At 71.6% G+C, this 17492-nt stretch carries 13 protein-coding genes; 4 read left to right on the forward strand and 9 right to left on the reverse strand.

Annotated features, from left to right (window positions below):
• Positions 1 to 234 precede the first annotated feature (234 nt).
• Positions 235 to 2124 carry a DUF4192 domain-containing protein gene (locus tag N4G70_RS18320; RefSeq protein WP_261713722.1) on the reverse strand — a complete coding sequence of 630 codons (1890 nt, stop codon included), beginning with the start codon at positions 2122 to 2124 and terminating at the stop codon, positions 235 to 237.
• A gap of 518 nt (positions 2125 to 2642) precedes the next feature.
• On the opposite strand from N4G70_RS18320, the gene N4G70_RS18325 reads away from it, so the two are divergent.
• Both N4G70_RS18325 and N4G70_RS18330 read left to right on the forward strand, forming a co-directional pair.
• Complete coding sequence (locus N4G70_RS18325) at positions 2643 to 4814, forward strand: RecQ family ATP-dependent DNA helicase (protein ID WP_261713723.1); 2172 nt, start codon at positions 2643 to 2645, stop codon at positions 4812 to 4814.
• A 439-nt stretch (positions 4815 to 5253) separates the two neighbouring features.
• Positions 5254 to 5895, forward strand: a complete 642-nt coding sequence (locus N4G70_RS18330) for a hypothetical protein (protein WP_261713724.1) — start codon at positions 5254 to 5256, stop codon at positions 5893 to 5895.
• A gap of 52 nt (positions 5896 to 5947) precedes the next feature.
• Here N4G70_RS18330 and N4G70_RS18335 read toward each other — a convergent pair whose 3' ends face one another.
• From N4G70_RS18335 to N4G70_RS18345, 3 genes are all read right to left on the reverse strand, one after another.
• Positions 5948 to 6586, reverse strand: coding sequence for a hypothetical protein (locus N4G70_RS18335; protein ID WP_261713725.1), 639 nt, complete (start codon positions 6584 to 6586; stop codon positions 5948 to 5950).
• Positions 6587 to 6805: 219 nt separating this feature from the next.
• A complete protein-coding gene (locus tag N4G70_RS18340; protein WP_261713726.1) occupies positions 6806 to 7516 on the reverse strand; it encodes a ribonuclease HII in 711 nt (236 codons plus the stop codon).
• A gap of 85 nt (positions 7517 to 7601) precedes the next feature.
• Positions 7602 to 8225 (reverse strand): TetR-like C-terminal domain-containing protein, encoded by a 624-nt coding sequence (locus N4G70_RS18345; RefSeq protein ID WP_261713727.1) that lies wholly within the window; start codon positions 8223 to 8225, stop codon positions 7602 to 7604.
• A 301-nt stretch (positions 8226 to 8526) separates the two neighbouring features.
• Between N4G70_RS18345 and N4G70_RS18350 the strand changes: the two genes are divergently transcribed.
• Complete coding sequence (locus N4G70_RS18350) at positions 8527 to 10086, forward strand: MFS transporter (protein WP_399035904.1); 1560 nt, start codon at positions 8527 to 8529, stop codon at positions 10084 to 10086.
• A 105-nt stretch (positions 10087 to 10191) separates the two neighbouring features.
• On the opposite strand, the gene N4G70_RS18355 is transcribed toward N4G70_RS18350, so the two are convergent.
• From N4G70_RS18355 to N4G70_RS18365, 3 genes are all read right to left on the reverse strand, one after another.
• A complete protein-coding gene (locus N4G70_RS18355) occupies positions 10192 to 11112 on the reverse strand; it encodes an ADP-ribosylglycohydrolase family protein (RefSeq protein WP_261713728.1) in 921 nt (306 codons plus the stop codon).
• Between the two features lie 12 nt (positions 11113 to 11124).
• Positions 11125 to 11784 (reverse strand): histidine phosphatase family protein, encoded by a 660-nt coding sequence (locus N4G70_RS18360; RefSeq protein ID WP_261713729.1) that lies wholly within the window; start codon positions 11782 to 11784, stop codon positions 11125 to 11127.
• A 96-nt stretch (positions 11785 to 11880) separates the two neighbouring features.
• Entirely contained in the window at positions 11881 to 12486 is a 606-nt protein-coding gene (locus N4G70_RS18365) for a YdbC family protein (protein ID WP_261713730.1), read from the reverse strand.
• 249 nt (positions 12487 to 12735) lie between these two features.
• On the opposite strand from N4G70_RS18365, the gene N4G70_RS18370 reads away from it, so the two are divergent.
• Positions 12736 to 13266 (forward strand): TerD family protein, encoded by a 531-nt coding sequence (locus tag N4G70_RS18370; RefSeq protein WP_261713731.1) that lies wholly within the window; start codon positions 12736 to 12738, stop codon positions 13264 to 13266.
• 100 nt (positions 13267 to 13366) lie between these two features.
• On the opposite strand, the gene N4G70_RS18375 is transcribed toward N4G70_RS18370, so the two are convergent.
• Positions 13367 to 16270: a vitamin B12-dependent ribonucleotide reductase gene (locus tag N4G70_RS18375; protein ID WP_261713732.1), complete on the reverse strand. Its 2904-nt coding sequence runs from the start codon at positions 16268 to 16270 to the stop codon at positions 13367 to 13369.
• Positions 16271 to 16424: 154 nt separating this feature from the next.
• The gene (nrdR, locus tag N4G70_RS18380) at positions 16425 to 16946 is read right to left on the reverse strand and encodes a transcriptional regulator NrdR (RefSeq protein WP_261713733.1); all 522 of its coding nucleotides are present in this window, start codon (positions 16944 to 16946) and stop codon (positions 16425 to 16427) included.
• Between the last annotated feature and the right edge of the window lie 546 nt (positions 16947 to 17492).

Consider the following 17492-nt stretch of genomic DNA (forward strand, 5'->3'; position numbering starts at 1 on the left):
GGCGGCGGTCCGGGCGCGGCTGCCGCCGCCCGTGCGACGCGGTGCCCGGTGCCGCGCCGCCACCCACGTGAACGCCGCGGGCCTCGACCGGGTCACGGACGGATCGCCCCGCCGGCCCCCTCCCCGGGCCCGACCGGCCGTACCCCCCGCGCCCCTCTCCCTCCGACGCCCCCCGAGCGCCATCCTTGACCGCCGCACTCCGGGGCGGGGGCGCAGCCACCCTCTCCCGCGCCATCACTCCTCCCCGTTCACCCTCACCCCGCCCCGGCTGCGGACCCGGTCGCGCACCTTCCGCGGCTCGGGCCGGGGCTCACCCTGCGTCCCGGCCCGGGGCTCGGAACGGCCGGCGCTCCCGTCAGGGCGGTCGAGACCGGGCCGGGTGGATTCGGGTCGGGTGGATTCGGAGCAACTCGATCCGGGGCGGTTGGATCCGGACCGCGCGGATTCGGCGCGCGCGGATTCGGAGCGGCTCGATTCAGGGCGGGTGGATTCGGGGCGGGTGGATTCGGGGCGCGTCGATTCATGGCTGACGCGTCCCGTACGGGCCGAACTCCCCCTCTGCCGGTGCGAATTGGGGCTCTTCTTCGCGTGCGACGGCGTGGACTTGCGAGGCGTCTTGGGGCGAGGCGCCCGGCGAGGAATGGGCGCCGTGAGCGTCTCGGCGGTCTCGGGTGTGGGAGGGACCTGCGAGGTGAGGCCGGCGGGAGCAGTCGGGGCCTCCCCGGCGGGGTCGATGAGTACGGGTGAATCGACGGGTGCCGCAGGAGGCTCCCCTTCGAGGAGGTCCTGAGCGGGGAACGCGCCCTCGGGGGCCGTCGATCGCTCGGTCCCGCGCATCGCCGCATCCTGTTCCGCGAGCCTCGCGGCGCGTTCCTCGCGGAGGCAGACGCGCAGTTCTTCGGGGTCGAGGCCCTGGTTGCAGGCCTGGTGGAGGAGGCGGGCGAAGCGGTAGTCGGGGTCGGCCCGCAGGGCCAGGTTGAAGGCCACCCGGGCGTGGGGTTCGTCGCCCGTCGACCAGGAGACCCAGCCCGCCAGCGTGAGCAGCGCGGCGGCGTGGTCCGCGTACGGTCCGACGCATCGGCGGGCCAGCGCTCGCCACAGGCGCAGGGCGGGCCCCGCGTCGGCCCCCTCCATCCATTCGGCGGCCCAGTCGCGGGTCGTGCGGTCCTGGAGGCCGAGGATCACGGCCGCCGCCTCGTCGTGGGCGATGAGACTGTCGTCCAGGTCGTCCGACGCGTTCCCGCCCAGGAGCAGGGTGCCCGCCCCGCGGCCGGCCGACGAGAGCGAGCCCGTGCCGGGTGCCGGCTCCGGGGCGTCCGCGATGCGACGCATGAGCCGGGCCGCCAGGTCGAGCGTCTCGTCGGCGACGCTGCGCCGGTCCCCCCGTTCGAGGACGCGGGGGAACATCTCCGCGGCCGCCGCGTCGAGGGCCCGTTCCTGGTCGGCCGCCGCGGCGGATCGCCACGGCGCGAACCGCTCCTCCATCTCCCGCAAGGATCCTCGGACTTGGATCCCCGCGTAGGTCGCCGCGGCCGCCATCACGGAGGTGCCGGGCAGGGCGAGTGTGTTGCCCTCCGGCGGGCAGCAGCGGTTGTCGGGGCAGCAGTACGACCAGTACCGCCCGTCGGAAATGCACAGTGCTTCGCGCACGGGTACGTCGAGGGTGCCGCACGCGGTGCGGAGCCGTTGGGCCAGTGGCCGCAGCCGCTCCATCACCGCGCGCCCGGTGCCGTCCAGCGACGGGTCCTGGCAGAGGAAGACGACGATCCCGTCCGGCCGGGGTCCACGTCGTTCGCTTCCCGACACCAGGCACTCGGCGAGCTGGTCGGCGATGTCGGGCCACTCCTGGGGCGAAGCGGGCAGGCCCACCCGGACGCGGCCGCCGAACCTGCCGCTCTCACCGTGCAGGGCGACCAGCACGACGGAGTCGGTCGGGTGGAACCCCAGCAAGTACGGCAGCGCGTCGGCCAGTTCGGCCGGGCCGCGCAGGGTGATCCGGGGCTCGGCCGGCGAACCGTGCGACGCGGATGTACGGGATGCGGCCTCATGGGCCCTGTGGGCCTCGGACCCACGGGAGTGGGAGTCGTAAGAGCCGGATTCGTGGTGTTCGTTCGTGTCTCGCATGTTCCGAGGGTTTCGCGATCACCGACTTCCCACCACCCCTGTGGATAACCTTGTCCACAGGGCGAAGGTGCTGGTCATACAAGTGACGGCCGGCCCGGCGGGTACCGCAACTACCGCCGCTGCGGGCTGAGTTGAGGGTCGTCTGCGACACGGGGCGGCGGGCCGGGCATCGAAGTCGCCCGCGCGCGAGGGTCCAGAAGCGGTCGGGCCCCCGATGAGGCGCTGCGCACCGGCGCGGGTCGTACAGCTCATACGGCTCGCACGACCCGCTCAGGTCATAAAGCTCGCACGACCCGCTCGGCTCATGCGGCTCATACAGCCCATACGACCCGCGGCTCATACGGCCCGCGCGGCGCAGGCCCGGCCCGACCACAGCGACCGGCACGTCCCCTCCCCCCTGCTCCCGGCCAGGGCGTCCGCATGGCCACCGCAACCGGAAACAGCCCGTGACCAGCGAGGACGGCCGATCGGGAACGGTTCGGTCCGCGATTGTCGGACCCGTCCTGTTGTATGGAGGCATGGAGCACACGAGCAACGCGGAACTGCGCACCGAGGCCGACACGGTCCTCGCCCGTCTCGTCGGGGACGCCACCGGCACCGCGCGGCTGCGCGAGGACCAGTGGCGGGCCATCGAGGCGCTGGTCGCCGACAAGCGGCGGGCGCTCGTCGTGCAGCGCACGGGGTGGGGCAAGTCCGCGGTGTACTTCGTGGCGACCGCCCTGCTGCGCGGTATGGGGGCGGGTCCCACGGTGATCGTCTCGCCGCTGCTCGCCCTGATGCGCAACCAGGTCGAGGCCGCGGCCCGGGCGGGCATCAGCGCCCGGACGATCAACTCGGCCAATCCCGAGGAGTGGGACACCATTCAGGAGGAGGTCGCGGCGGGCGCCGTGGACGTGCTGCTGGTGTCGCCCGAGCGCCTCAACAATCCGGACTTCCGGGACAACGTCCTGCCGAAGCTGTCCGCGGCCACCGGTCTGCTCGTGGTGGACGAGGCGCACTGCATCTCCGACTGGGGCCACGACTTCCGTCCCGACTACCGCCGGCTGCGCACCATGCTGGTCGAACTCCCGCCGGGCGTCCCGGTGTTGGCGACCACCGCCACCGCGAACGCCCGGGTGACGGCGGACGTGGCCGAGCAGCTCGGCACCGGCGGCGGCTCGGACGCGCTGGTGCTCCGCGGCCCCCTGGACCGCGAGAGCCTCAGCCTCAACGTGCTGGCGCTGCCCGACGCGGCCCACCGCCTGGGCTGGCTCGCCGACCACCTCGACGAGCTGCCCGGCTCGGGGATCATCTACACGCTGACGGTCGCGGCGGCCGAGGAGATCACCACGTATCTGCGCCGGCGCGGGCATACCGTCGCCTCGTACACCGGCAAGACGGAGAACGCGGACCGCCAGCAGGCCGAGGACGATCTATTGGCCAACCGGGTCAAGGCGCTGGTCGCCACCTCGGCGCTCGGCATGGGCTTCGACAAGCCGGACCTCGGTTTCGTGGTCCACCTCGGCTCGCCCTCCTCTCCCATCGCCTACTACCAGCAGGTCGGCCGCGCGGGCCGTGGGGTGGCCCACGCGGAGGTCCTGCTGCTGCCGGGGCGCGAGGACGAGGCGATCTGGAAGTACTTCGCGTCGGTGGCCTTCCCTCCGGAGGAGCAGGTCCGCCGCACCCTGGATGTGCTGGCGCACAGCGACCGCCCCATGTCGCTGCCCGCCCTGGAACCACTGGTGGAACTGCGCCGCACGCGTCTGGAGACGATGCTCAAGGTGCTGGACGTGGACGGCGCGGTGCGGCGGGTGAAGGGCGGCTGGACGACCACGGGCGAGCCGTGGGTGTACGACACCGAGCGGTACGCGTGGGTGGCCCGTCAGCGTTCGGTCGAGCAGCAGGCGATGCGTGACTACGCCTCGACGACGGGGTGCCGGATGGAGTTCCTGCGCCGCCAGCTCGACGACGAGCAGGCGGCGCCGTGCGGGCGTTGCGACAACTGCGCGGGCGCCCGTTTCACGGCCGATGTGTCCGGCAAGGCGCTGGACGAGGCGCGCGGCGAGCTGACGCGACCCGGCGTGGAGGTCGAGCCCCGCAAGATGTGGCCCACCGGGCTCGCCGCCATCGGCATCGACTTGAAGGGACGCATCCCGGCCGGTGAACTCGCCTTCCCCGGAAGGGCGTTGGGTCGCCTTTCGGACATCGGCTGGGGCAATCGACTGCGTCCGATGCTGGCGCCGGGAGCCCCGGACGGCCCGGTGCCCGACGATGTCGTGCAGGCGGCGGTGAGCGTCCTCGCCGACTGGGCGAAGGGCTCCGGCGGCTGGGCCTGCGGCAGCCCGGACGCGCCGCCCCGGCCGGTCGGTGTGGTGACGGTCCCCTCGCGCACCCGTCCCGCGCTGGTCGGCTCGCTCGGCGCGCGGATCGCGGAGATCGGGCGGATGCCGTTGCTGGGCTCCCTCGCGTACGCCGATGGACCGGCGGGCGAACGGATCGCGCAGTCCAACAGCGCGCAGCGGGTCCGCGCGCTGCACCACGCCTTCGTGGTCCCCGAGGCGCTCGCGTCCGCGCTGGCCGAAGCCCAGGGCCCGGTGCTGCTGGTCGACGACGCCTCCGACACGGGCTGGACGCTGGCCGTGGCGACCAGGCTGCTGCGCCGCTCCGGAGCCAAGGGGGTGTTCCCCCTGGTCCTCGCCGTTCAGGCGTGAAGCCGCACCACCGCTCCGGAGCCGGGGACCATCTCGCCGGCCCTCGCCGTGCAGGCGTGAAACCGCACCACCCAGTGCCAGGAGAGCCGCACCATCCCTCTTGCCAGGAGAGCCGCACCGCCGCAGAGCCCGAGGAGAGCCGCACCGCCGCGGAGCCCGAGGAAAAGCCGAAGGACCAGCCCCACTGGTGCTCGCCGTTCTGGCGGGAGAGCAGGGGTGATCGGGGGTGCGGCGGGGCAGGGATATGAGTGCCCTACCCATCACTTCGCGCCGACGGCGACATCTGCTCGTTGCCGCCCTGCCCGGCGGCGGCGAGCATGGGGTCACCGCACCGGCGCGGTGACCCCATGGCCCCCACAGGGGCGCCCCCGCAAGGTGTGCCGTGGTGCGCCCACCCGTCCCTGCCCGCCCTACGAGCGTGTATCCGGAAGGGAGGACCATGACGTTCGGATTCGCTCCGTCCGCGACCCCGGCAGCGGTACCCACTCCGATACCGGCCGACTCCTCGAACCGCTTCGGGCGGGTCCTGGAGCCCGCCGAGTGGGCCGCGGCCGGCATTCCCCTGCTGCGCAACCCCCGCGAGGTCGTCAGCGGGCTGCACGCCCGGCACCGGCCCGCCCTTTCGACCGCCGTCGTCGCGGTCCTCGACCACGACGAACGGCTCACGGCCAGCGCGTCGTTCACCCGCCGCCCGGCACCGGCCGACGGCTGGGAGTTCCGCAACGCGCTGCTCGCGCAGTTGCGCCGGATCATCCCGCACGATCTGCGCCGCAGGACGCCGGTGCGTACCGCCGTCCTGCTCTACTGCCGTGAGGGAGACGAGCGTTGGACGCCGGAGGACGGCGCGTGGATGTGGGGTCTCCGTGACGCCTGCACCCTGCACGGGCTGCGTTGCGGGGCGTACATCACGCTGACGCGTGGCGGTTGGCAGGTGCTCGGCGAAGGGCGCGGCGGCCGCCGGCCCAGCACGATCGCGGGAGCCGGCTCCCTGGCCGACGCCGCGCACGAGCTGGCCGCGCCGCTGCCGTTGCGCCGCGCCACCGGCGCGGCGGACAGGCCGTGGCGCACCGCCGCACGCTGAACCGCCCGCGCCAGAACGGCATCGGCCCGACCACCCTGACAACCGCCCGCGCTCAGACTCCCGCGCCGAGCGCCGCGTTGATGCGCTGCGGGTCGCCGCACACGATGAGCAGCGCCTCGGCGCGGGCCAGGGCGAGCGGCAGAGCACGGGCGGCCGGGTCGCCGGCCCCGTCGCCACCCTCACCGGCCGCGTTGACGGCGACGACGACCACGGGACGGGCCGAGGCCCGCTCCGCGGCGGCCGCGGCGGCGTAGAAGACGTCATCGCGGGCGTCGTGCTGGGCCCAATAGGCGTCCTCGCCGAAGGACAGCTCGTGGGCGGCCCAGGGGTGCGGGTCGCCGGTGGTGAGGACCAGGATGTCGCCGGGCGCGCGGCCCGTGTCGAGCAGCAGGTCCACCGCCTCGCCCGCGGCGTCGAGCGCGCCGTCGGCCGGGGCCGGAATGAGCTGGATCTGGGGGCCGGCCGGGCTCGGCGGCCGGGGCGGCGGGGTCTGCGCGGCGGACGTGTGCGACCGCTGCGCGGGGGGCGTGGGCCGGGCCGGGCCGGGGACCGGACGTCCGGGGCGCGGTGTGGCCGCGGAACGCGGACCGGGTACGGGATGAGGGGTCTGCGCGGCGCGGCCGGCGGCCGGGGTGACGCGGGGACCCTGGGCACTCTCGTGAATCTGAGGCTCCTCGGGGATGAGAGGCATGAAGGGATGTCTATCAAATGCCGGTGAAAGCCTCACCGGCGGGTGGGCACAAAGGTGCGATCGGGGCGGAGTCTCCCCGCAACTGGGCGGGAAAGTCCAGGGATTTCAGGACGCGGCCCCGGACTTTCGCCGTCCCGTCAAACGGACCGGAAGGCTCCGGGAACGGGGCCGCACCGCGCGGAGAACGGACCGGAAACCGGCGGAACCCGTTCCTCCGGGTCAGAAGTCGAAGCCGAGCTGTCCCCCGCTTTCGAGAGCGACCGCCTCCGCGGAGAGCCGCGTCTTCTTGAGGTGCCGCCAGCGGGGCAGCGCGTCCAGATACGCCCAGGAGAGCCGGTGGTAGGGGGTGGGCCCCTGGTCCTCCAGCGCCGCCTTGTGCACGGGCGAGGGATAGCCGGCGTTCTCGGCGAAGCCGAACCCGGCGTACTCCCCCTGGGCGCCCACCAGTTCGGCCATCATCGCGTCGCGGCGCACCTTGGCGATCACCGAGGCGGCCGAGACCGCGATGCAGGACTGGTCGCCCTTGATCACCGTACGGACCTGCCAGGGGATCCCGAGGTAGTCGTGCTTCCCGTCGAGGATCACCGCGTCGGGCCGCACCGGCAGCGCCTCCAGGGCGCGTATGGCGGCGAGCCGCAGAGCCGCGGTCATGCCGAGCTCGTCGATCTCCTCGGGCGAGGAGTCGCCGAGCGCGTAGGCGGTGACCCAGCCCTCCAGGACCGCGGCGAGCTCGGTGCGGCGCTTGGGGCTGATCAGCTTGGAGTCGGTGAGCCCGGCGGGCGGGCGGCGCAGTCCGGTGACGGCCGCGCAGACCGTGACGGGACCGGCCCACGCCCCGCGTCCGACTTCGTCGACACCGGCGACGATCTTGGCCCCGGTGGTGGCACGAATCGAGCGCTCGACGCTGTGGGTGGGTGGTTCGTACGGCATGGCGCCTGCAAGGTTACGCCGCCGGGCACGGCCCGCGACACCCAGGCCTCCCGCTACCGCCGGTAGCCGGTTGCCCGGCGGGCGGTCAGCCGTGGTGAGGGCGGAGCAGCGGCACCATGACCTGGTCGATCATCGCGGCGATGTCCTCTTCCTCCCAGGTGCTGCCGCACAGCTTGGAGCGGTACATCATCAGCCCCGGGATCACGTCGAAGACGAGCTCGCCGGTGGCGTCGGGGCGCACGTCGCCGCGCTCGACGCCCCGCCGCACCACCTCGCGCAGCAGCCGGTTGGCGGGCTCGATCACCCGGTGCAGGATCAGCTCCTGGAAGCGGTCGGCCGCCGCCTGGTCACACTCGTAGAGGACCGAACGCAGTGCGTGACCGGAGCGGGAGTACATCGTGTCCCGGATGCGCAGGCACAGCTGGTAGAGGTCCTCGCGCACCGAGCCGTGGTCGGGGGCGTCGTCGAGGGCGGCGAAGCCGGAGCGCAGCGCGTCCGCGACCAGCTCGGCCTTGGACGGCCAGCGGCGGTAGACGGCGGCCTTGCCGGTCCCCGCGCCGGCGGCGACCCCCTCCATGGTGAGGCCGCCCCAGCCGACCGTGCTCAACTGCTCCAGAGCGGCGTCGAGGATCGCCCGCTCCAGGACGGGGCCTCGGCGGCGCGGCGAGACGGGCGGCGCACCGGTGGCGGCCCAGCGCGAAGTAGCCATCTTCTTCTCTCCGTTGGGGATTCTCCGCGGGGACGGAAACCCCCTGTTGGGGACGGGTGTTCCCCCGCCGGGGACTCGATGCGCAGCGTACGCGGGCGGGGTGGGGCCGCTCCCATGGTGGCCCGCCGCCGCCCCGATGTTCCATACCGCGCACGCCTCTTCACCCGCTCGACGCGCGGCCCACAGCCGAGCCGACACGTCACCAACTCCCTTGGAAAAGGCTTGTGTTCGCTCCCGGCCACTCACTATCGTCGGTCGTTAGTGAACGGCGGCGTTCACTACAGTTTTTAGGGGGAATCCAGTGACGTCCAACCAGATCGGCGCGGCCCCGCCCACGAAGGCCCGGCCGGGCCCCGCGGGCCGCTCGGCACGGCCCGGCATAGCCCTGACCGTCATCGCGGCGTGCCAGCTGATGGTCGTGCTCGACGCCACCATCGTCAACATCGCACTGCCGCACATCCAGATCGCGCTCGGCTTCTCCACCAATGACCTCACCTGGGTCATCAACGCCTATGCGCTCACCTTCGGCGGGCTGCTGCTGCTCGGCGGCCGGGCCGGCGATCTGCTCGGCCGGCGCCGCATGTTCATCACCGGCATCCTCGCCTTCACGCTCGCCTCGCTGCTCGGCGGATTCGCCCAGGAGCCCTGGCAGTTGCTCGCCGCGCGTGCCTTGCAGGGCATCGGCGGCGCGATAGCCTCGCCGACCTCCCTCGCGCTGATCGCGACGACGTTTCCCGAAGGCCCGGAACGCAACCGGGCCTTCGGCGTGTTCGCCGCCGTGTCGGCCGGTGGCGGCGCCATCGGGCTGCTGGCGGGCGGCATGCTCACCGACTGGCTGAACTGGCGCTGGGTGCTGTTCGTCAACGTCCCCATCGGCGTCTTCATCGCCTTCCTCGCACCCCGCTACATCAGGGAGTCCGAGCGCCATCCGGGCCGCTTCGACATCACCGGCGCGCTGACCTCCACCCTGGGCATGGCGGCGCTGGTGTACGGGTTCATCCGGGCCTCGTCGGACGGCTGGAGCGACTCGCTCACGCTGGGCTCGTTCGCGGCGGCCGTGGTGCTGCTGCTCGCGTTCGTCGCCGTGGAGCGGCGCTCGGCCCAGCCGATCACGCCGCTTCGGATGTTCGCCGACCGCAACCGGTCGGGCACGTACGTGATGATGCTCAGCCTGGCCGCCGCCATGTTCGGGATGTTCTTCTTCATCGTCCTGTTCGTGCAGAACGTGCTGCACTACAGCCCCATCAAGGCGGGCCTGGCCTTCCTTCCGGTGACGGTCGCGATCGTCACGGGCGCCGGCCTCTCCTCCAACCTGCTGCCGAAGCTCGGTCCCAAGCCCTTCATGGTGACCGGAACCGTGCTCACCGGTCTCGGCATGGCCTGGCTGACCCGGATCGATCCGGACAGCTCCTACGCGGGCGGGATCCTGGGCCCGATGCTGCTGTTCGGCTTCGGCATGGGACTCAACTTCGTCACCCTGACCCTGACCGCCGTCTCCGGTGTCGCCGACAGGGAATCCGGCGCCGCCTCGGGCCTGTTGAACACCACCCAGCAGGTCGGCGGCGCGCTCGGCCTGTCCATCCTGACGACCGTGTTCGGCACCGCGAGCCGCCATGAGGCCACCGCCCAGGTGAAGGACTTCATGGCCCACGCCTCGCCCGGGCAGAGGGAAGCGTTCCTCACGTCCCACCAGCTGCCCGCCCCTTGGAGCGACGAGGTGCTCGCCCACGGCATCGGCGTCGCGTTCATGGCCGCCATCGCCCTGGTCGCCCTGGCGATCCTGACCGCCGTGTTCGTCATCCAGGTCCGCAAGAGCGACCTGGAGGCGCTGAGCGGCGCACCCACCGGAGCCGGACTGTAGGGCCCGAACCCGAAGGAGCCGCCCCAACTCGGGGGCGACTCCTCGGCGTTGGAGTCCGCAGGCGGCACGGGTCCGGCCATGCCTACGCGGGCGGGGGCGGGTACGTCAGCGCGCCGGGCTCGTCGCCACCCAGTCCGGCAGGTCCTCGGTGCGCTCCAGCCACTCGGCGGGAGGCGCACCCGCCGGGGCGGAAGCGATGACTCCGCCGACGATCGCGCAGGTCGTGTCGACGTCACCGCCGACCTGCGCGGTGGTCCAGAACGCCCGCTCGTAGGCACCGAGCCCGCGCGCCGCCGACCACAGGGCGAACGGCACCGTGTCGTGGGCGCTGGTGCGCCGCCCGGACCCGAGCACCGCGGCCACGGTCGCCGCGTCGTCGTAGTCGAGCATGTCCCGGGCCCGCCGCAGCCCCGCGCCCACCGCGCTGCGCGGCACGAGCGCGATCACCCCGTCCAGCAGGTCGCCCGGCGAGGGCGGGCCCGCGGGCGCGGCGACCAGGGCGGCGGCCGCCGCGACGGCCATGGCACCCACGACGGCCTCGCGGTGCTGGTGGGTGGTGTACGAGGAGATCTCGGCCTGGTGGGTGGCCTGCTCGGGGTCGTCCGCGTACCAGGCGCCGAGCGGGGCGATCCGCATGGCCGAGCCATTGCCCCAGGAGCCCTGGCCGTTGAACAGCGCGGAGGCCAGCTCCCGCCAGTCCCCGCCCTCCCTGACCAGGCGCAGCATCCGGTTGACCGCCGGGCCGTAGCCCCGGTCGAAGTCGTGGTGGTGCGCGAAGGACAGCGCGAGCGCGTCCTGGTCGATCCGGTGGTGGGAGGCGAGGACGGCCAGGACCGAGCAGGCCATCTCGGTGTCGTCGGTCCACTGCCAGTGGCCTGCGGGCAGTTCCCGGCGCTTGAGGAGGGGATAGTTGACGGGGACGAAGAACTGGGAACCCAGCGCGTCTCCGACGGACAGGCCGCGCAGGCTGCCCAGGGCGCGTGCGAAGCGCGTGTCGAGTGATTCGGTGGAGGAGTCAGCGGTCATCTCACGGCCACTCTATCCGGTGATCCCGTACGGCTCGGGGGCACGCCACCGCTGAAACGGCCGGTCGAGCGAGTACCGCCCGTCCGCGCCGAGCAGCAGCGTCCTGGTCTCGGCGTTCCCCGGGTTGGACAGCGACTCGAAGTCGGCGACGCTCCAGTGGAACCAGCGCATGCAGAACAGCCTCATGGTGAGCCCGTGCGTCACGAGGAGCACATTGGGCGGGTGGTCGGGCGCCTCGAAACTCCGGTACAGGCTCTCCAGGAACGCCCCCACCCGGTCGTAGACGTCGGCCCCGGACTCGCCCTGGGCGAAGCGGTAGAAGAAGTGCCCGTACGCGTCCCGGTAGGCCTTCTGGAGCTTGACGTCGTCCCGGTCCTGCCAGTTTCCCCAGTCCTGCTCGCGCAGCCGCGGCTCCTCGCGGATCCGTACCCGCGCGGGGTCGAGGCCGAAGGCACGGAAGGTCTGGTGCGTCCTGCGGTAGGGCGAGACGTAGACGCTGACCCGCTCGTCCTGGAACGTCTCGCGCAGCCGCTCCCCGGTCGCCTCGGCCTGGCGCAGCCCCGCTTCGGTGAGCCCCAGCGCATGGTCGGGCTCACGCTCGTACACGGTGTCGTCGGCATTGCCCTCCGACTCGCCATGCCGGACGAGGACGATGCGCCGTGGTCTTGCCATGCCCAAACCCTAGATCGCCCGCGCCGCGATCGAGCACCTGTCCGGCCCCCATCCGGCGTAGCCCCCGGAACGCCACGGCGAAACGGGCCCCGTGGATCAGACCGTCCAGCCCTCGTCGAGCCGGACCACGTCGCCGCTCAGGGCCGCGACATCGGTCTCGGTCTGGGCGCGCAGGGAGAGCCGTTCCAGGCGGTCGGCCCGGTACTTGCCGTGCTCGGCGGACGACCGCCACATGGAGAGCACCAGGAACTCGTGGCCGGGCGCCTCGGCGAACACACCGCGCAGCATGCCGGGAGAGCCCGCCATCGCCGGGTTCCAGATCCGCTGCTGCATCAGGGCGAAGTGCTCGACCCGCTCCTCGTGCACCGTGCAGTGCGCCACGCGCACCACGTCCGCGTCGGTGAAGCGCGGCTCGAAACCGGTCTTCACGTCGAAGCGGTGGTCGAAGAGCTTGACCTCGATGTCCTTGTACGTGCCGGACTGGGCGCCGGCGAGACGGTCGTGCGCTCGCGCCATGAAGGAGTCGTAGAACGCGCGGCTCTCCCAGAAGCCGAAGACATGGGCCACGTCCGGCCGGCTCCTGCTCCAGCCGCCGCCCTGTCCCCGGAAACCGGGCTCGCCCAGTAACCCCGCCCATTTCCGCTGCCCCCGCTCGAAACCGCGGCGGTCCACCACGGTGCAGCGAATCCACTTGACCAGCACCGCGCCATCGTACGGCGCGCCACCGCGCCCCGACCGGGCTCCGAGCGAGTACGCCCCCTCGAATATGCCGCGCCCCCCGAACCGTCGTTCACTACCGAACACCGGGCCGGGTCCCGGGGACGGCCCGGGCGGCGCCTCGCGACCGCCGCGCGACGCGCACATGGTCAACTCATCGGGACCCGTTGCCCGCTCGGACCGTGACAGCATGGGAGGCGGACGCGGGGAGACGGACCTGGGGAGGGTTTCGCGATGAGCGGTATCGGCAAAGGGCTCGGCACGGTCGAGGTGGCGCTGCGGTGGGATCCGAGCCCCCTCGGCTCCCCCGCCCACGACCTGGACATCGTCGCCGGGGTCTATCCGGCGGCGGACCCCTGCGGACCGCCCGCCCACTGGGTGTACTTCGACCGCCGCTCCCCGGACGGCACCATCTCCCTCGACCGCGACAGCCGCACCGGCCAGGGCCTCGGCTACGACGAGGTCATGACGCTGGAGCTCGGCCGCATGTCCACGGAGTACGGACGGGTGGTGGTGGGCGTGGTCATCCAGCAGCAGGGCCCGGGGCTCGTCTTCGGCGAGGTGGCCGCCCCCGGCGTACGGGTCCGCGCGGGGTACACCGAGCTGTCGAACCACGACTTCACCGCCGTGGCCGACGCCCGGGCGGCGACGGTCGCCGAGTTCGTCCGCGACCCGTCCGGCGCCTGGGAGTTCCTCGACGCCGTCCGCGGCTTCGACCTCGCCCCGGACGCGTTCATCGCCGCCATGGGCGCGGCCCGCACCTGATCGCGCGGTACGTCGGACCGGCCGCACACACGACTGAGGGGACCGGCGTGTGCCGGTCCCCTCAGTGCGTTGTCGCTCAGCTAAACATGCGCGTCAGATGTCAGCTGCAACCGCTGGTCGAGCCGCAGCCCTCGCAGATGTAGCAGGAGCCGGCCCGCTGCATCTTGGTGCCGCAGGAGAAGCAGAGCGGCGCGTCGGCGCTGACGCCGAGCTGCATCTCGACGAGTTCGGCCGAGTTGTGCGCGACCTTGGGGGCCGGGGTCTCGACGGCCTTCGGGGCGGCGACGGCCTTCAGGGGCTCGGTCTGGCGCGGGGCCGACTGGGCCAGGCTCTCGACGTCCAGCTCGTCGTCCTGAAGGGTCGGCTCGTACGAGCCGGTGTCCAGGTGGCGCTGGCGCTCCTCGGCGGAGTGGATGCCGAGCGCGGAGCGCGTCTCGAAGGGCAGGAAGTCCAGCGCCAGGCGGCGGAAGATGTAGTCGACGATCGACTGCGCCATCCGCACGTCCGGGTCGTCCGTCATGCCGGCCGGCTCGAAGCGCATGTTGGTGAACTTCGAGACGTAGGTCTCCAGCGGCACGCCGTACTGGAGGCCGACGGAGACGGCGATGGAGAAGGCGTCCATCATGCCCGCGAGGGTCGAGCCCTGCTTGGACATCTTCAGGAAGACCTCGCCCAGGCCGTCGTCCGGGTAGGAGTTGGCCGTCATGTAGCCCTCGGCGCCACCGACCGTGAAGGAGGTGGTGATCCCCGGGCGGCCCTTGGGCAGGCGCTTGCGGACCGGGCGGTACTCGACGACCTTCTCGACCGCGGTACGGATGGTCTCCTCGGCCTTGGCGGTGACCGCCTCCTTCTCCCCGTCCTTGACGGACTTGGTCTTCGCGGAGAGGGGCTGGCCGACCTTGCAGTTGTCGCGGTAGATGGCGAGCGCCTTGACGCCCATCTTCCAGGCCTCGAAGTAGACCTCCTCGACGTCCTCGACGGTCGCCGTCTCCGGCAGGTTGACCGTCTTGGAGAGCGCGCCCGAGATCCACGGCTGGATGGCCGCCATCATGCGGACGTGGCCCATCGCGGAGATGGAGCGCTCACCCATGGCGCAGTCGAAGACCTCGTAGTGCTCGGTCTTCAGGCCCGGGGCGTCGATGACGTTCCCGTTCTCGGCGATGTGGGCGACGATCGCCTCGATCGCCTCCTCCTGGTAGCCGAGCCGGCGCAGCGCCTGCGGCACCGTGCCGTTGACGATCTGCATCGAGCCGCCGCCGACCAGCTTCTTGAACTTGACCAGGGCGAGGTCGGGCTCCAGGCCGGTGGTGTCGCACGACATGGCGAGACCGATAGTGCCGGTGGGCGCGATGACCGAGGCCTGCGCGTTGCGGAAACCGTTCTTCGCGCCGAGCCGGATCACGTCCTGCCAGGCCTCCGTGGCGGCGGCCCAGATCGGGTTGTCCAGGTCGTCCACGTGCACGGCCACGGCGTTGGCGTCGGCGTGCTGCTTCATGACGCGCTGGTGCGGCTCGGCGTTGCGGGCGTAGCCGTCGTACGGGCCGACGACCGCGGCGAGTTCGGCGGAGCGCTTGTAGGAGGTGCCGGTCATCAGGGAGGTGATGGCACCGGCGAGCGCGCGGCCGCCGTCGGAGTCGTACGCGTGACCCGTGGCCATCAGCAGGGCGCCGAGGTTGGCGTAGCCGATGCCGAGCTGGCGGTAGGCGCGGGTGTTCTCGCCGATCTTCTGGGTCGGGAAGTCCGCGAAGCAGATGGAGATGTCCATCGCGGTGATGACCAGCTCGACGACCTTGGCGAAGCGCTCGACCTCGAAGGACTGGTGGCCCTTGCCGTCGTCCTTGAGGAACTTCATCAGGTTCAGGGACGCGAGGTTGCAGGACGTGTTGTCCAGGTGCATGTACTCGCTGCACGGGTTCGAGCCGTTGATGCGGCCCGACTCCGGGCAGGTGTGCCAGTGGTTGATGGTGTCGTCGTACTGGATGCCCGGGTCGGCGCAGGCCCAGGCGGCCTCGGCCATCTTGCGGAAGAGGGACTTGGCGTCGACCTCCTCGATGACGTCGCCCGTCATACGGGACGTGAGGCCGAACTTGCCGCCCTGCTCGACCGCCGTCATGAACGCGTCGTTCACGCGGACCGAGTTGTTGGCGTTCTGGTACTGGACGGACGTGATGTCGTCGCCGCCCAGGTCCATGTCGAAGCCCGCGTCGCGCAGCGCGCGGATCTTCTCCTCCTCCTTCACCTTGGTCTCGATGAAGTTCTCGATGTCGGGGTGGTCGACGTCGAGGATGACCATCTTGGCCGCGCGGCGGGTCGCGCCACCGGACTTGATGGTGCCGGCCGAGGCGTCGGCGCCGCGCATGAAGGAGACGGGGCCCGAGGCGTTGCCGCCGGAGGAGAGGAGCTCCTTGGAGGAGCGGATGCGGGAGAGGTTCAGGCCGGCGCCGGAGCCGCCCTTGAAGATCATGCCCTCTTCCTTGTACCAGTCGAGGATCGACTCCATGGAGTCGTCGACGGACAGGATGAAGCAGGCCGAGACCTGCTGCGGCTGGGGCGTGCCGACGTTGAACCACACCGGTGAGTTGAAGCTGAAGATCTGGTGCAGGAGGGCGTACGCCAGCTCGTGCTCGAAGATCTCGGCGTCGGCGGGCGAGGCGAAGTACCCGTACTCCTCGCCGGCCTTCGTGTAGGTCTTCACGATCCGGTCGATGAGCTGCTTGAGACCGGTCTCGCGCTGCGGGGTGCCGACGGCCCCGCGGAAGTACTTGCTGGTGACGATGTTGACCGCGTTCACCGACCAGAAGTCGGGGAACTCGACGCCACGCTGCTCGAAGTTGACCGAGCCGTCGCGCCAGTTGGTCATGACGACGTCACGGCGCTCCCACGCCACCTCGTCGTACGGATGCACGCCGGGGGTGGTGTGGATGCGCTCGATGCGCAGACCCTTGGTGGCCTTGGATCCCTTGGCTCGGGAGCCTCGTGCCGGGCCGCTCGCCGTCTCTGTCATTGCCGCCTCCCATACGCGGGCAAAAACGCCCAAAAGTGCCTGAATGTTCCCAAGGCACGGTGTTTGTCTGTTGCCATGGGCGCAGCCGAAGCGCACCCCTGACAGGTCTGGATTGCCGCCGATCGGCGACCGCGGGCCCTCTCGGGCCCTTCGGTCAGTCGGCGGCGGTGGCGGGCACGGGGACCTCGGGGGTCGCGCCGGCCACGCACTCGTCTGATGGATTCCCGAGAGGCTGCCGCTCGCGGAGTTCCACGATGGCCGCCTCGAAGTCTTCGAGCGTGTCGAACGCCCGGTACACGGACGCGAAGCGCAGGTACGCGACGAGGTCGAGCTCCTGCAACGGGCCCAGTATGGCCAGGCCCACGTCATGGGTGGTCAGCTCGGCACTGCCGGTGGCCCGCACCGCTTCCTCGACGCGCTGGCCGAGCTGGGCGAGGGCGTCCTCGGTGACCGGCCGGCCCTGGCACGCCTTGCGGACGCCGGAGATGACCTTGGTGCGGCTGAAGGGCTCGGTCACGCCGGAGCGCTTGATGACCATCAGCGAGGCCGTCTCCACCGTCGTGAAGCGACGGGAGCAGTCGGGGCACTGGCGGCGCCGCCGGATCGACGTGCCGTCGTCGGTCGTACGACTGTCGACGACACGGCTGTCGGGGTGCCTGCAGAAGGGGCAGTGCATGGATTCCCAACCCTCCTTCACAAGCACGACTGAATAGCCTCACCAGGCCTGGAATCCGCCCGCGAAGCGACCACAAGCATAGGCGATGGCCGGGGTCTTGATGGACCATGGACCACAACTTCTGGGTGGCTGTACCAATCCAACCACTAGATCTAGGGTTTTGCCGCTTATCCGGCCCCTACCGCGTGTCGGCGGCTCCCCGCTCGGGCCCGGCGATTTCCGGCCGCCCAAGACCTTACGGGAAGCGCGTCGCGGTGGTGGATCGCGGGGTGCCGGGTGACAGACTGGCGCCGGTACGCCGCCGTCGCACGCGACACGCGGTGGCCACCTCGAAGGGACCCCGGGAGGAGTCCGCCGGGCGCCCGCCTCAGCGGTGAAGGGTACCGTAATGGCCCGAATTGCCGTTCGACGGGCCCCCAATCGGGACTCGCACATACACCCGCCGATAAGGCCGCGTAGCGCGTTCCTCGATTTTTCACTCGAACGTGTGTTTGGCGCAACCTTTCGAAAGCCACTACCGTTGTCCAGCTAGGGAGACCAATTCGA

Origin of the sequence: Streptomyces sp. ASQP_92, from assembly GCF_025399895.1 — a bacterium.
Lineage (GTDB): Bacteria > Actinomycetota > Actinomycetes > Streptomycetales > Streptomycetaceae > Streptomyces.